Genomic DNA, 13,170 nt, shown 5'->3' on the forward strand with positions numbered 1-13,170 from the left:
ACGCAACCGGTTGGTTGCATGGCGTACGGTCGGGGTTCTCCGCAGATCGTTGGAATCGGGCCGGCGCGGGGTCAAACCGCCCGCAGGAGCGGCCGGAATCCGTCGGGGAACTCGTCCTTGGGGATGCGGCCCTCGCGCAGCCACTTTTCGACGCGGTCGATGCAGGCGTCGATCTCGGCGGGATCCATGTCAAGCCGCACCATCATGTCGCGCTGCGCCTTCAGCTGCGGCAGGTTGACGTAGTACCACAGGGCCCACTCGTGCGGATGGAAATCCGTGGTCATGTACGGGTTCAGGGTCGCAAGCGCCCGCTGCTTGCTCTTGTGCATCATGCCGACAAAGTGCCAGGCGCGGGCGAAAAGCCAGACGGAGAGGCCCGTCACGACGATGAACAAGGGAATCACGAGGGCGGGCCGGGAGAGGAACCCCGTGGGCTGCTGGATGAGCAGGAAGACGGAGATCGACAGGTTGATCGTGAGCAACGTGAGCGAAAGGATGCTGCCGATCTCCTGGACCATCTCCTTCTGGAGGCCGATCCAGTCCCGGATGCCCGTCATGCCGATCGGCCTTTGATCCGCTCCTTCCCGATAAACGTTCCCGCGCCGGCCCCGGCCTTCCGCACGACCGCCACGTAGTCCAGGTCCTCGGGATGCGCGCTGGAATGCGCGTCGGGGCGCCATCGGGCGTCGAGGTCCGCGAAGGTCTCCTGGAGGACGGGCTCGGTGAAGTAGGGAACGATGTGCGTCACGTCGTCGCTCTCGTGCCCCGGCACGACGTGCACGCTTCCCACGCGCGCCACGCGCAGTGCGTCGAGCGCGGCCGCGCGGGGCGGGTCGCAGTGCTCGATGAGGTGCTGCGTCACGGTGGCGTCAAACGACGCGTCCGGGAACGGCAGCCGCCGAGCGTCGGCTTGCACGCAGGGAATCCCTCGCCGAAGGCAGTAGGCGAGCGCGCGCGTGTCGAAGTCGGCGCCCGTGACGGCAAAGCCGGCCTCCCGCAGGCGCGCGGAGAGGAGGCCCGTCCCGCAGCCCACGTCGAGCACGGTGCGGACTGTCGCGCCGAAGGCGTCGAGCTCGCGCACGATGTCCTCGAACTCGGACTTGTCCACGGCGTAGTCGCGCCGGTCGTAGTAGTCGAAGTCGCGGTAGGCGGTGGGATCCCGCTGATGCAGCATGTGGCGGTAGTACCGATCGGGCCCCAGGACGCGGCGCGTGACGCGGCGAAGCGTCTGCAGCTTGAACCCGAGCGGGCGCTCGAGGCGGCGGAGGGCGCGCACGGTCCGCGCCGCGCGCTCCTCGGGATTCCAGCTCCAGACCGGGATGTACATCGGCTCCCCATCGGCGCGGAATGCTTAAGCCTCTCCGGGCGGTCGATCGGGCGTGCACGTCGTCTTCAGCGCCCCGTACTTTGTCGAGGGGAAGTTCGGAGGCGGCGAGCTTTGGTGCCGCGAGGTCGCGCGCGGGCTTGCCGCGCGCGGGCACACCGTGGAGATGGTGACGACAAACCTCACGCGCCACGGAAGCGCCTTCGAACCCAAGGCGCCCCGCCGCGGCACGACCTTTGGCATCCCAACGCGCCGGCACCGCGTGAGCCTCCTCCTGGGCCTTGCCGCCAAGCCGTTTGGGTTCTTCCCGATCGCGCCCACGCTTCCCTTCGATCCCGCGTTCCGGCGCGCCGACGTCGTCCTTGTCTCGGGCATCGAGGATCCCACGAGCGCGCTTGCGATCCTGGGCGCGCGGCTTGCAAAGAAGCCCGTCCTCGTCATGGCGCACACGCACATGGACCTCGTCCGCACCATGGGCCCCGACCGGCGGCTGCTGCTTGCGCCGCTCGAGGGAAGCCACGCGGCCTACGTCCAGATCAACACGGAGGCCGAGCGCGCCTTCTGGAACGCGCGCATCGAGGCCCGACGCGTGCTCGACCCCGCCGGATGCGGATCGAATCCCGTTCCGCGCGAATGGGTCGAGGGGAAGGAGGAGGCGAGGCGGGCGCTTGGCATCCCGGCGGACGAGAAGGTCGTGCTGTTCCTCGCGCGCATCAACTGGGGAAAGGGCGTCGCGCGCGGCCTCGAGGCCACGCGCGGCATCGCCAAGCGCGGCGGGAAGCTTTCGCTCGTGGGTTTCCTCGAGAACTCGCGCGCGAAGTTCCGCGGCGAGAAGGTGTCGCTCCTCGACTTCCTCGACCGCCGCTACGACAAGGCGGACCACCGAATCGTGGGCGACGTGGACGAGCGCACCAAGCACCGCTGGCTTGCGGCCTGCGACGTCCTTGTCCTTCCCAGCCACAACGAGAGCTTTGGCATCGTGATCCTCGAAGCCTGGCAGCACGGCAAGCCCGTCGTCGTGTGGAACCAAGGCGGCATGCCCGCCGTGGTCGAGGACGGCGCGGACGGCTTTGTCGTCGACACGATCGACGACTTCCGCGACCGCGTCGAGACCCTCCTTGCCAAGCCCGAGCTTGCCGCTCGGATGGGAGCGGCCGGGCGCGAGAAGCAGGCCAAACGCTACACGTGGGAGGCCGTCGTCGAGCGCGTGGAGCGCAACGTCCGCCGCGTGCTCGAGGTGCTCGAGCCCGAGCGCGAGCGCAACGCCGACACGACGGCCGAGCTTCGGGGGCTCCCCCCCTGAACGACGAGGAAGCCGTCGTGCGGAACGTAGAGGCGCTCTGGCGGCTGTTTGCCCGCTGGCCTCGCGCCACGCTCCACGCGTCGCCCGAGCTCGAATGGTTCGAGTCGCCGCTGCGGTTCCACATCTACAACGGCGTCTTCCGCACGGGCGACCTCGCCGATCGCCCCTTGGTCATCGCAACCGTGCGCGGGCACTTCGCGCGCGCGGGCAAGCCGTTCTGGTGGGTGGTCTCGCCGCGCAATCGCGCGACGGGGCTTGCCGAGGAGCTTGCAAGCGCGGGACTCTCGCACCTCGAGGACGTCGAAGGAATGGCGCGAAGCCTGGCGCGGCCGCTCTCGCGCAAGGAGATCCCCGGCGTGCGGATCGAGGCCGTGCGCGACGCCGCCGGTGCGCAGGCGTACCGCGCCATGCAGCAAGAGCGCTGGCAGCTTTCGTCCGCCGTCGAGGACGACCTTCGCGACCTGCACCGGTACATGGATCACCTGCCCACGTTCACGCGCGTGATCGCGTGGCTCGACGGAAAGCCGGTGGGGAAGGCGGCCTCGTTCGTGGACGGCGAGGTCGCCGGGATCTACGGCGTCTACACGCGGCCGCCCGCGCGGGGCCGCGGCATCGGGGAAGCCGTGACGGCGGAAGCCATCGACGCGGCGCACCGCCTGGGCGCCCGGCGCGTCGTCCTGCATTCGGAGCCAAAAGCCGTGCGGCTCTACGAGCGCATGGGATTCTCCAAGGTGTGCCCGCTTCCGCTCTACGTGGGAAGCCCGCAGGCCGCGCGATCGGGAGCGCCCAATCCGTAGGCGACTACCGACTGATCCCCATCGAGCCGGGGTCCTTGAACTTCTCGTTGTACTCGACGCGCAGCACCTTCTCGTCTGCGTAGGAGGCGCAGTCCTGCCCGGCAAGGAGCAGGAACCCGACGTCGCCGAGGTCGTTCTCCTCGATGACGATGAAGGTCTTCTCCTCGGTCGTCTCGAACCAGGCGCGGACGAAGAGCGCGTAGCGCTGGCTTCCGTCGAGCCACACGATGTGCTCGGTCTCGAAGCCGCCTTCGGCCTCCTTCTTCGAGCGCTCGACGAAGCTCTTGATCACGCGGAGGACCCGCTTGTCCTTGAAGCAGTTCAGGACCTCCTGCTTGAGCTTGCCGTCGTCGGCAAAATCCGGATTCCAGTCGATCGTCCACACCGTGTCGTCGAGGGTTCCCATGTCTCTGCGTTTTCCGTGTGAGCGCGGCCGCCCTTAAGTATTATGCTTCCGTTCCATGCGCTTGGCCGGCGGCCGGAAAACCGCCGCAACGCCGCTCGTCCGCCTCGTCCGGCAGCCCAACGTTCTTATACCCTATCCTCCTCTGAGGCCCTGCCCGAGACCGGCCCCGGGATCTCCTGGGACGGATCCGGAGGTGCCACGATGAACCGGCCCCGCTCCATCAAGACGTACTGTCCCTTCTGCAAGAAGCACTCGGACCACGACATCGAGCGCGTGAAGAAGAAGCGCGCAAGCGAGCTCAAGCAAGGCCAGCGCCGTTTCCGCCGCGTCACGGCGGGCTACCGCGGCTTCCCCCGGCCCAAGCCGGAAGGGCGCGAGAAGGCGACCAAGCGCCTGCACCTCCGGTTCCGCTGCAAGACCTGCAAGAAGGCCCACCAGCGCGTGGGCATCCGCGCGAAGAAGTTCGAGCTTGCGGAGGCGAGGTAGATGCCCTCCCGCGCGGCGTCCAAGGGCGCTTTCCTCAAGGTCAAGTGCATCGACTGCGGCAACGAGCAGGTCGCCTTCGGCCGGCCCGCCACGCGCGTGCAGTGCCTCGTGTGCGGCGCGCTTCTGGCCGAGCCCCAGGGCGGAGTCGGCAAGTTCAAGGCGGAGATCGTCGGCCCCGTCGAGTGAGGTCGCATGGTGAAGAAGCGGGAGTTCCCGGAGGACGGCGAACTGGTCGTCGGCACCGTGAAGGACGTCAAGAACTACGGCGCCTTCGTCACGCTCGACGAGTACCCCGGCAAGGAGGGCTTCATCCACATCGCGGAGATCGCAAGCGGCTGGGTGAAGTACGTCCGCGACCACATCCGGGAGAACCAGAAGGTCGTCTGCAAGGTCACGGGCGTGGACCGGAGCAAAGGCCACGTCGATCTCTCGCTCAAGCGCGTCAACGAGCACCAGCGGCGCGACAAGATCAACGAGTGGAAGAACGAGCAGAAGGCCGAGAAGCTGTTCGAGCTTCTGGCCAAGGAGCTCAAGACGGACCCGCAGAAGGCCTGGGACGACTTCGGGCACACGCTTGCCGATCAGCACGGCACGCTGCACGCGGCCTTCGAGGCCGCCGCGGCCGACCCGGATGCGTTTGCCGAGGGCGCAAAGGGCGACTGGGTGAAGGAGTTCGTCAAGATCGCGCAGGCGAACATCCAGCTCCCCTCCGTCGAGATCAAGGGGCAGCTCGAGATCCAAAGCGAGGCGCCAAACGGCGTCGAGGTCGTCCGGGACGCGCTCTCCGAGATCGAGAGGTCCGACTACGAGGACGTCAAGATCTCCGTGGTCTACCTGGGCGCCCCGCGCTACCAGGTCAAGGTGACCGCGCCCGACTACAAGGTGGCCGAGGAGCAGATGCGCAAGGTCACCGAGCGCGCGATCCAGCTTGCCACGAAGAAGGGCGCGAAGGCCAGCTTCGCGCGCACCGACGGCCACAGCTAGGAGGCCTCGCCGTGCCGCTTCGCGTTTGCAAAGCGTGCCGCCGCTACACGTTGCGCGACGAGTGCGCGCAATGCGGGAAGGCTGCCGTGCACCCCGCACCCGCTCGCTATTCGCCCGAGGACCGCTACGCGAAGTATCGCCAGGCGCTCAAGCGGGAGCAGAAAGGCGCGTGACCGGCCGCACCGATACGATACCTTTACGCCTCCCCCCCTCCTTGGCCACGGCGTTCCGATGCGCGACGTCGAGATCACGGTCTTCGAGGAGCCCGAACTCACCAATCCGATCTTCATCGAAGGCCTGCCCGGCGTGGGCAACGTGGGCAAGCTTGCGGCCGACCACCTCATCCAGGAGCTGAAGGCCAAGCGCTTCGCGGAGATGCACTCGAAGTACTTCCCGCCGCAGGTCCTCGTCCTGCCCGACGGCACCATCCGCCTCGTCAACAACGAGTTCTACTACCACAAGTCGAAGAAGCCCGGTACGCCCGACGTCGTCATCCTCATCGGCGACTACCAGGGCCTCACCGCCGACGGCCAGTACGCGCTCGTGGACACGGTCCTCGAGTTCGTGAAGAAGTTCGGCGTTCGCACGATCTACACGCTCGGCGGCTACGGCACGGGCAAGATCGCCGACAAGCCCCGCGTGCTCGGCGCCGCCACGCAGAAGGAGCTCGTGAAGGAGATGAAGAAGCACGGCGTCGTGTTCCGCAAGAACGAGCCCGGCGGCGGCATCGTCGGCGCCTCGGGCCTCCTGCTTGGCCTTGGCGCCAAGCGCGGCTTCGAAGGCGTCTGCCTCATGGGCGAGACCTCCGGCTACCTCGTCGACCCCAAAAGCGCCCAATCCGTCCTCGAGATCCTCGGCAAGATCCTGAACGCCGAGATCGACTTCCGCGACCTCGAGACGCGCGCCGAGCAGATGGACAAGCTCGCCCAGCAGCTGCGCGACCTCGAAAAGAGCGCCGAAGGGCCGACGGACGAAGATCTGCGCTACATCGGGTGAGCCCATGCCCCCGGCGCCGGCCGACGCGGCGGCGCTCGTGCAGAAGGTCGAGCGCCTCCTCGCCGCCGTGCGCGCCCGCGACCGCGCCGCCATGCTCGCGAGCTTCCCCGAGGGCGAGGACGTGGCCATCGTCTTTGGCGCCGCCGAGCTTCTGCGGCGCGCCGACCTTGCGACCTTCTTCGACCGCATCGCAAGCGCGCCTTCGCGCTTCGACATCGCTCTTACGCTTTCCGCCTCGGACGTGACCGACCGCCTCGCGTTCCTCGCCTTCCTCGGCACGTTCCGCGAGATCGCACCCGGGGGCGACGTCGTCCAGGAGCGTCCCTACCGGCTCACGGCCGTCTTCCGGCGCGACGGGGACCGCTGGACGTGGATCCATTGCCACGCGTCCGTGCGGGTGGATTTCTAGCGGTCGCCCCCTCGCGCGCGCAGCTAGACGGCGAGCACGCGCCATGCGTATCCCGCCGCGCCTGCCGCCAGCATCACGAAGGCCACGTTTCCGCGCCCGGCGATCGTGACGGCGGCCACCGCCAAGGCGATCGCCGCCGCCGGCGCGTCCGGCAGCGCGGCCTGCCCCAGCGCAACGGCCGTGGCGGCGACGAGCCCGACCACGGCGGCCGTGACGCCCACCAAGAAGATGTGCAGACGAGGCGCGCGCACGAGCCTCTCAAGGTGCCGATGGCCAAGGAGCGTGAGCCCGAAGGCGGGAAGGTAGATGCACGCAAGCGCAATGCCCGCGCCGGGGAATCCCGCGACAAGGTAACCGACGAACGCCCCCACGCTGACAAACGGCGCGGGCACCACGCCCGCAAGCGCGGCGGCGTCGGCGAATTGCGCGTGCGTGATCCAGCCGTGCGCGAGGATGGCGTCCTCCTCCAGGATCGGCAGGATGGTGTAGGCGCCGCCGAAGGTGAGGAAACCCGCCTTGAGGAACAGAAAGGCGATCGCGCCGGCGCCGGAGAGCGTGAGGACGGGAAGCGCGACCGAGGAGAGCGCAAGCGGCAAAAGCGCGGCCGGAGCCGCGCGAATCGGCAACGCGGCCTCGCCGCGCGCAAGCGCCGCGGCGAAGGCGAGGACGCCGCCGAGCACGAGCAGCGGAACGAAGCCGAGGTCCGGGACGAGCAGATCGAGCGCAACGACCAGAAGCACGATGGCGGCAAGCTCGGCGCGGTCGACCCAGCGGCGCGCAAGCCGCACGACGGCGCCGGCCACAAGCCCCACGGCGGCGGCCTTCAGTCCGTACAGCAGCGGGTGGTCGGCCGCCTCGGACACGCCGTAGGCGACGTAGGCCCAGGCGAGGGCCAGCACGAGGAGCGTGCCGGGAAGGAGAAAAGCAAGGCCCGTGGCAAGCCCGCCGGCGCGCCCCCGCTTGCGGACGCCAAACCACACGGCAAGCTCCTGCGCCTCCGGACCGGGAATCACCTGGTAGACGGCAAGCGTCTTGCGGAACTCCTCCTCGCTTGCCCAACCGTCCCGCTCCACGAGCTCGCGGTGCATGAGGTGGATCTGCGCCAGGGGTCCTCCCCATGCGAGCGCTCCGATCCGCAGGAACCGGAGGAAAAGATAGCGAAGGCTCGGGCGCTCGGGATTGCCCGCGACAAACGGCGAGGGCTCGCGCATCGATACGACGTCGCGACGGCCACGCCTGCGCTTGGAACTTGCGCTTGGCGAGCCGGGCCACCCCGTCGTTTCGCCGAACCCGGCGTTCCCCCGCGCATCCGCCCGGTTGCCCCCGCCGCCGCGCGGGATGCCGGGCATATCCGATCGTGCTTCACCCCTTCATGTGCTTGGCCGCGCAATGAGGAAGCAGGTGAGAACGGTGCGAATGTGCTGCGGCCGGTGCGGGGAAATGGTCGGCCAGGGCGCGGGAACGATCGTGGAGTGCTACCGGTGCCGGCAGCGCTTCGCGGGCGGCGTGGTCTCCCAGGCCTACGGCGCGCGCATCGGGCTCTTCGACGGGCTGCCGCTTGGCGCGCACGCCTGACCCTTGCGATGAAAACCTCCCCTTACTGCGCAATTGCGCAGTAATCCCTTTCGACCCGCCCCGCGCGCTCATCGGCGCGCAAGCGCGACCGCCTCGGGCGCGGGCGCGTCCGACTTTCGCGGGCGGACCTTCGCCTGCACCCGGGCCAGCAGGCCGTCGCGCCACGCGACCCACGTGAGCGCCGCTGCGCCGGCGGCCTCGGTGCCCTGCGTGTAGGCGTCCGCAAGGAGCATCGCGATCCAGCCCGCAGGCTCGAATCCCCGGTGGGCAAACTCCGTTCCAAGAAGCGGCCAAAGGAGCGCCTGCGGGTCCTCCCACATGCGGTCGAAGAGAAGGTGCGTGCCGCAGCCAAGCGCAAGGGCGAGCGCGACCGGAGCGGCCGCGGGCCGCGCGCGCGAGATTGCAAGCGCGGCGGCGAGCACGACGAGCGCAAACAGGACCGTGTGGAACAGGATGCGCCCGTTGCCGAGGTCGAGGATCGCGTGGCCCAGCGGCTTGTCGAGGACGTCGGGGAGAAGCGCGCCAAGCGCAAGCGCCCACAGCGGGGCGGCGGACAAGGCGGGCACGCGGTCGCCTGCGAGGCGGGCAAGCGCCACGGTCAGCCCGACGTGGCCGAGAGGGAACACGGTGCGAGGACACGCGGCGGGAACATGAGCCTGTCGCTTCCCCCGCCGGACGCGCACCGCAAAGCCTTACTACGGGGGGCCGCTACACCGACCCGATGAGCGACGATCCTCGGCGTGGCGTGCCGCCGACGTTTCCGTTCCCGTTCCCCTTCCCGCCCGTCGTGCAGGACGTGCGCGTGGCGCCCGTCGGGTTGTGGAGCGCGGTCTTCGGCGGGTTCTTCCTCGCGCTTGGCGTCCTCTGGACGCTTGGCAACCTCGGGTACCTTCCGCCGGGGATCGAGGCGTGGCAATTCCTGCCCCTGTTCTTCACGCTCGTCGGCGTCGTCATCCTGTGGTCGAGCTACTCCCGTCGCAAGGCGATCCGAGAGTTCTGGCGAACCCAGCTGCCGCCGCGGTAGTTCGCGCGGGCCGACGGCGTTCGACGGTCCCTAGAACGCAACCAAAAGCTTGACGCCTTGAGGAAGGAGGCTTTGGCCCATGCTTTGGCGCAAGGTCCTCCCGGTCGCCGTCGCTCTTGCGCTGTCCGTGCCGGCGGGAGCCTGGCTCCTCTCCCCGACGGTGGACGCGCCGCTTGCGTCCTCGGCCGCACCGCCGGCCGCCCCCGCCCTCGGCGTCGAGCCGGGGGAGACGATGGCGCCTTTGTTCGAGCTCCACGACGTGCTGGGCAAGGGCGCGATTCGCATCGAGGATCTTCGCGGCAAGGCGATCGTGATCGACTTCTTTGCGACGTGGTGCAAGCCCTGCAAGCCCGTCATGACGGCGCTCGTCGAGATGCGCAAGGAGTACGCGGCCGAGCGGCTCGAGATCCTCTCGGTCGACGCGGACCCCTCGGAGACGGAGGAGCAGGTGCGGGCGTACATGGAGGAGCACGGCGCGACGTGGTGGGGAGGGCTTGGCGCCGAGGCCGCGGAGGCCTACGGCGTGCGCTCGATCCCCGCGGTGTTCGTCGTGGATCCCATGGGCCGCATCACGTACGCGAAGACGGGGGCTCCCGTCGTGGGGGACGACATGTTCCGAAGCCTCCGCAGGGCCGTCGACGAGGCGCTCGCCGTCGAACGCGAGGAGCTCGTCGGGCACCTCGCGCTCCTGCTGCCCGCGGGCGCGGCCCCCGTCGTCTTCCCGGTGGCTCGAGCCCACGACGTCGCGCTCCTTCTGGCCGACGGTCCGGCGGGCGGGTTTGCCGCGGCCGCCGCGGCGATCCGGGTGAAGGACGCCGCCGGCAACGTCGTGCTCGAATGGCGCGAATCCGCGCGCGCGCAACTGCCCGCCAACATCGCCACGGGCGCCACGGGGCCCCTCACGCTTGCGTTTGGACCCGGCCTTGCGCCCGGCGAGCACCGCTTGGAGATGGAGGGAATTTCCGCGCCCTTCCAGCTGTCCGTCGTGGGCGTAAGCTACGGCTCGCAGGTTTCCGCGGGGCAAGCGTCCGAGGATCGCCCAGCGATTCGGCCATAAGGTACTTGTGGCCACGGGCAAACGCGCAGACCTGGAGCGTGGCCCCTTGCGATTCCTCTTCGTGCTTGCCCTTGCCGCCCTGCCGGCCGGATGCCTGATGCCCGAACCGGCCGCCGAACCCTTGGAACCGGTGGAGCCCGCCGCGGCGGCTTCCGTCGACGACCCGGCCGCCGCCGGCGCGACGGGCCGCGTCCGAACGTCCGAGTTCGCGGTGGAGTGGGTGGCGGTCGTGAACGCGGCCGGACGGTACGCTGCCGTCGCCGGGACGGGGTGGCCGGCGTTCGACGTGTCGGACAATGCGACGGACGCCCTCGTCGAGGTGGCCTGGACTCCCGCGGCGCCGGCGCACGACCGCGCGCGCGTGGTTCTACGCTCCGGCGGTGAGGATGTGGCGGCGGTCGAGGGCACAAGCCCGATCCGGATCGCGCTTCCCGCCGGCGAGCTTGCGCCGCGCGAGTACGTCGTCTTCGTCGGCCCGACGCAGGTGCCCGGCGTCGCCGTGCGCCAGGCCTTCCAGGTGCTCGTGACGATCTTCGAGGAGCGGGACTTCGAGGCCGGCTACTCGGCGCTCGGATGATCCCGACCCGTTCAGATGACCTCGGCGCCCACCGTCGTGTCGCGCTTGCGCTTGGAGATGCCGCCCTCGAGCTCCTCGGCGATCCGCTTGTAGTATCCCACCGTGGACTCGTCGACGCTTGCGCGGATGAGCTCGAGCGCCTTCTCGAAGTGGCGCGAGGCGACCTCGGAGGCTGCGATGTCCTCGCGCAACGCCAGCACGCCGGCCTCGCGGCACAGCGACATGACGTCGGCGCCCACGTAGCCCTTCGTGCGGTCCGCGATCGCCTCGAGGTCCACGTTCTTGAGGGGCATGTTCTTGGTGTGGATCTTGAGGATCTCCAGCCGCGCCTTGCGGTCGGGCGGCGGGGCCTGCAGCAGACGGTCGAAGCGTCCGGCGCGCAGCAGCGCCTGGTCGATGATGTCCGGGCGGTTCGTGGCGCCGATCACGACGACGTTGTCGAGGCCGCCCAGGCCGTCGATCGACGTGAGCAGCTGGTTCACGAGGCGCTCGGTCACGTTGCTGTCGGAGATGCCCGAGCCGCGGCGCGGCGCGATGGCGTCGAGCTCGTCGAGGAAGACGATCGAGGGCGCCGCCTGCTTGGCCTTCTTGAAGATCTCGCGGACCGCCTTCTCGCTCTCGCCGACCCACTTGTTCAGGATCTCGGGGCCCTTGATCGAGATGAAGTTGGCCTTGCTCTCGGTGGCCACGGCCTTGGCCAGGAGCGTCTTTCCCGTGCCCGGCGGGCCGAAGATGAGGATGCCGCGGGGCGGCTTGATGCCCAGGCGCTTGAAGGCCTCGGGGTGCGTGAGCGGCCACTCGACGGCCTCCCGCAGCTCCTGCTTGAGGTTCTCGAGCCCGCCCACCTCGTCCCACGACACGCGGGGGACCTCGATCAGGACCTCGCGGAGGGCCGAGGGCTCGACCTCCTTGATGGCCTGCATGAAGTCGTCCATGGTGACGACCATCTTCTCGAGCATCTCGACGGGGATGGGCTTGTCGAGGTCGATCTCGGGAAGGTACCGCCGCAGCGCGCGCATGGCGCCTTCCTTGCCAAGCGCGGCAAGGTCGGCACCCACGAACCCGTGGCTGTTGGAGGCGAGGTAGTCGATGTCGAAGTCGTCGGCAAGCGGCATCGAGCGGACGTGGATCTGGAGGATCTCCTTGCGCCCCTCGCGGTCGGGCACGCCGATCTCGATCTCGCGGTCGAAGCGGCCGGGGCGGCGAAGCGCGGGATCGATCGAGTCGACGCGGTTCGTGGCGCCGATCACGATGACCTTGCCCCGGGCCTTCAGGCCGTCCATGAGCGTGAGAAGCTGCGCCACCACGCGGCGCTCCACCTCGCCCTGCGTCTCGTCGCGCTTGCTTGCGATCGAGTCGATCTCGTCCACGAAGACGATGGCGGGCGCGTTCTGCTCGGCCTCCTCGAACACCTCGCGAAGCCGCGCCTCGGACTCGCCGTAGAACTTGCTCATGATCTCGGGGCCCTGGATCGAGTAGAAGGAGGCGCCCGATTCGTTGGCCACGGCCTTGGCGATGAGCGTCTTGCCCGTCCCGGGGGGCCCGTGCAGCAGCACGCCCTTGGGCGGGTCGATGCCCAGGCGGTCGAAGAGCTCGGGGTGCTTGAGCGGAAGCTCGATCATCTCGCGGACCTTCGTGAGCTCCTGCCGGAGCCCGCCGACGTCCTCGTACGTGATCTTCGGCGCGTGGAGCTCTGTCTCGGAGACGGCCTCCTCGCGGATGTGCACCTCCGTGTTCTCGGTGATCTGCACGATGCCGCCAGGCGAGACGTCCACGACAATGAACGGAAGCGCGCGCCCGATGAGCGCGATGCCGGGCACGATGACCGTGTCGCCCTTCGTCACGGGCCGCTTGAAGAGGCCGCGCTTCACAACGCCCTCGATGCCGGAACCGAACTGGAGCTTCTGGCCCTCGTCGATGACGGGGGCGAGCACGATGCGCGTGGCCGGCGAGACGTCCGCCTTGCGGACGCGCACCTTGTCCCCGATGGAGACGCCCGCATTGTCGCGGATGAGGCCGTCCATGCGGATGATGCCCTTGCCCTCGTCGTCGGGGTGGGCGCGCCACACGATGGCCGTCGTCGTGTTCTTTCCGAGGATCTCGACGACGTCTCCGACCGTGAGGTTGAGGTCGAGGCGGGTGGCGGCGTCCACGCGGACGCGTCCCTTGGCGACGTCCTCCTGGACGGCCTCGGCCACCTTGAGCGTGACTTCCTTCACCATGAGGGTATCG

Annotated in this window: 18 protein-coding genes; 12 read left to right on the forward strand and 6 right to left on the reverse strand. The window is 69.1% G+C overall.

Going from position 1 to position 13,170, the window contains the following annotated elements; all coding sequences use genetic code 11:
- Nucleotides 1-71: 71 nt before the first annotated feature.
- Together VM681_11315 and VM681_11320 are read right to left on the reverse strand one after the other, a co-directional pair.
- A complete protein-coding gene (locus tag VM681_11315) occupies nt 72-557 on the reverse strand; it encodes a hypothetical protein (protein HVL88574.1) in 486 nt (161 codons plus the stop codon).
- Entirely contained in the window at nt 554-1,327 is a 774-nt protein-coding gene (locus VM681_11320; protein ID HVL88575.1) for a class I SAM-dependent methyltransferase, read from the reverse strand. Before VM681_11320 ends, VM681_11315 begins: the two co-directional genes overlap by 4 nt.
- Before the next feature lie 52 nt (nt 1,328-1,379).
- On the opposite strand from VM681_11320, the gene VM681_11325 reads away from it, so the two are divergent.
- The gene (locus VM681_11325) at nt 1,380-2,627 is read left to right on the forward strand and encodes a glycosyltransferase family 4 protein (GenBank protein ID HVL88576.1); all 1,248 of its coding nucleotides are present in this window, start codon (nt 1,380-1,382) and stop codon (nt 2,625-2,627) included.
- 17 nt (nt 2,628-2,644) lie between these two features.
- Nucleotides 2,645-3,424, forward strand: a complete 780-nt coding sequence (locus tag VM681_11330; protein HVL88577.1) for a GNAT family N-acetyltransferase — start codon at nt 2,645-2,647, stop codon at nt 3,422-3,424.
- 4 nt (nt 3,425-3,428) lie between these two features.
- On the opposite strand, the gene VM681_11335 is transcribed toward VM681_11330, so the two are convergent.
- A complete protein-coding gene (locus tag VM681_11335; protein ID HVL88578.1) occupies nt 3,429-3,830 on the reverse strand; it encodes a hypothetical protein in 402 nt (133 codons plus the stop codon).
- A 201-nt stretch (nt 3,831-4,031) separates the two neighbouring features.
- On the opposite strand from VM681_11335, the gene VM681_11340 reads away from it, so the two are divergent.
- From VM681_11340 to VM681_11365, 6 genes are read left to right on the forward strand one after another with little or no spacing between them, the layout of a single operon-like run.
- Nucleotides 4,032-4,316 (forward strand): 50S ribosomal protein L44e, encoded by a 285-nt coding sequence (locus VM681_11340; GenBank protein HVL88579.1) that lies wholly within the window; start codon nt 4,032-4,034, stop codon nt 4,314-4,316.
- A complete protein-coding gene (locus VM681_11345) occupies nt 4,317-4,502 on the forward strand; it encodes a 30S ribosomal protein S27e (protein ID HVL88580.1) in 186 nt (61 codons plus the stop codon).
- Nucleotides 4,503-4,508: 6 nt separating this feature from the next.
- Nucleotides 4,509-5,300: a translation initiation factor IF-2 subunit alpha gene (locus VM681_11350; GenBank protein ID HVL88581.1), complete on the forward strand. Its 792-nt coding sequence runs from the start codon at nt 4,509-4,511 to the stop codon at nt 5,298-5,300.
- 11 nt (nt 5,301-5,311) lie between these two features.
- Complete coding sequence (locus VM681_11355) at nt 5,312-5,473, forward strand: RNA-protein complex protein Nop10 (GenBank protein HVL88582.1); 162 nt, start codon at nt 5,312-5,314, stop codon at nt 5,471-5,473.
- Between the two features lie 58 nt (nt 5,474-5,531).
- Nucleotides 5,532-6,296 carry a proteasome assembly chaperone family protein gene (locus VM681_11360; protein HVL88583.1) on the forward strand — a complete coding sequence of 255 codons (765 nt, stop codon included), beginning with the start codon at nt 5,532-5,534 and terminating at the stop codon, nt 6,294-6,296.
- 4 nt (nt 6,297-6,300) lie between these two features.
- A complete protein-coding gene (locus VM681_11365; GenBank protein ID HVL88584.1) occupies nt 6,301-6,705 on the forward strand; it encodes a nuclear transport factor 2 family protein in 405 nt (134 codons plus the stop codon).
- Between the two features lie 23 nt (nt 6,706-6,728).
- Here the strand turns inward: VM681_11365 and chrA are convergent, their stop codons facing one another.
- Nucleotides 6,729-7,916, reverse strand: a complete 1,188-nt coding sequence (gene chrA, locus VM681_11370) for a chromate efflux transporter (protein HVL88585.1) — start codon at nt 7,914-7,916, stop codon at nt 6,729-6,731.
- A 190-nt stretch (nt 7,917-8,106) separates the two neighbouring features.
- Here chrA and VM681_11375 point away from each other — a divergent pair, with 190 nt between their 5' ends.
- Nucleotides 8,107-8,280: a hypothetical protein gene (locus VM681_11375; protein ID HVL88586.1), complete on the forward strand. Its 174-nt coding sequence runs from the start codon at nt 8,107-8,109 to the stop codon at nt 8,278-8,280.
- A 68-nt stretch (nt 8,281-8,348) separates the two neighbouring features.
- Here VM681_11375 and VM681_11380 read toward each other — a convergent pair whose 3' ends face one another.
- Nucleotides 8,349-8,906 (reverse strand): metal-dependent hydrolase, encoded by a 558-nt coding sequence (locus VM681_11380; GenBank protein ID HVL88587.1) that lies wholly within the window; start codon nt 8,904-8,906, stop codon nt 8,349-8,351.
- A 95-nt stretch (nt 8,907-9,001) separates the two neighbouring features.
- Here VM681_11380 and VM681_11385 point away from each other — a divergent pair, with 95 nt between their 5' ends.
- From VM681_11385 to VM681_11395, 3 genes are all read left to right on the forward strand, one after another.
- Nucleotides 9,002-9,304, forward strand: coding sequence for a hypothetical protein (locus tag VM681_11385; GenBank protein ID HVL88588.1), 303 nt, complete (start codon nt 9,002-9,004; stop codon nt 9,302-9,304).
- Between the two features lie 79 nt (nt 9,305-9,383).
- Nucleotides 9,384-10,361: a TlpA disulfide reductase family protein gene (locus VM681_11390; protein ID HVL88589.1), complete on the forward strand. Its 978-nt coding sequence runs from the start codon at nt 9,384-9,386 to the stop codon at nt 10,359-10,361.
- A gap of 46 nt (nt 10,362-10,407) precedes the next feature.
- Entirely contained in the window at nt 10,408-10,938 is a 531-nt protein-coding gene (locus VM681_11395; GenBank protein HVL88590.1) for a hypothetical protein, read from the forward strand.
- An 11-nt stretch (nt 10,939-10,949) separates the two neighbouring features.
- Here the strand turns inward: VM681_11395 and VM681_11400 are convergent, their stop codons facing one another.
- The gene (locus tag VM681_11400; protein ID HVL88591.1) at nt 10,950-13,160 is read right to left on the reverse strand and encodes a CDC48 family AAA ATPase; all 2,211 of its coding nucleotides are present in this window, start codon (nt 13,158-13,160) and stop codon (nt 10,950-10,952) included.
- Between the last annotated feature and the right edge of the window lie 10 nt (nt 13,161-13,170).

Source organism: Candidatus Thermoplasmatota archaeon (assembly GCA_035541015.1).
Classification (GTDB): Archaea; Thermoplasmatota; SW-10-69-26; order JACQPN01; family JAIVGT01; genus DATLFM01.